The sequence below is a fragment of the Serratia inhibens genome (assembly GCF_003591175.1).
GTDB lineage: Bacteria > Pseudomonadota > Gammaproteobacteria > Enterobacterales > Enterobacteriaceae > Serratia > Serratia inhibens.
The window spans coordinates 1-378 of sequence record NZ_QYYG01000029.1 but is presented as its reverse complement, the minus strand read 5'-3'; the positions used below and the strand labels follow the sequence as shown (position 1 = coordinate 378).

At 47.9% G+C, this 378-nt stretch carries 1 tRNA gene and 1 rRNA gene; both read left to right on the top strand.

Annotated elements, in window-relative coordinates:
- Nucleotides 1-64, top strand: a 16S ribosomal RNA gene (locus D4100_RS25520); the annotation flags it as partial.
- Between the two features lie 190 nt (nucleotides 65-254).
- Nucleotides 255-330 (top strand) — tRNA-Glu (locus D4100_RS25515).
- Nucleotides 331-378 lie beyond the last annotated feature (48 nt).

The window sequence follows — 378 nt, the reverse complement described above, 5'->3', positions numbered from 1 at the left end:
CATGACTGGGGTGAAGTCGTAACAAGGTAACCGTAGGGGAACCTGCGGTTGGATCACCTCCTTACCTAATGATATTGATTCGAGTGGCGTGCTCACACAGATTGTCTGATAGAAAAGTAATGAGCAAGAAAACCCTTTCGTTGAAAGGCGCCTGAAGCGACTGAGTGGTTAACACATCGGTCGCTTGAATTTGCCAGCAAATTCGCGCCTTTACACGGAAATAGCAAATCAGTGATTTGCTAAGCAATTTCCGTGTCCCCATCGTCTAGAGGCCTAGGACACTGCCCTTTCACGGCTGTAACAGGGGTTCGAATCCCCTTGGGGACGCCATCCGATAATGAGTGAAAGACATTATCACCGGTTAGTCATAACCGAAAA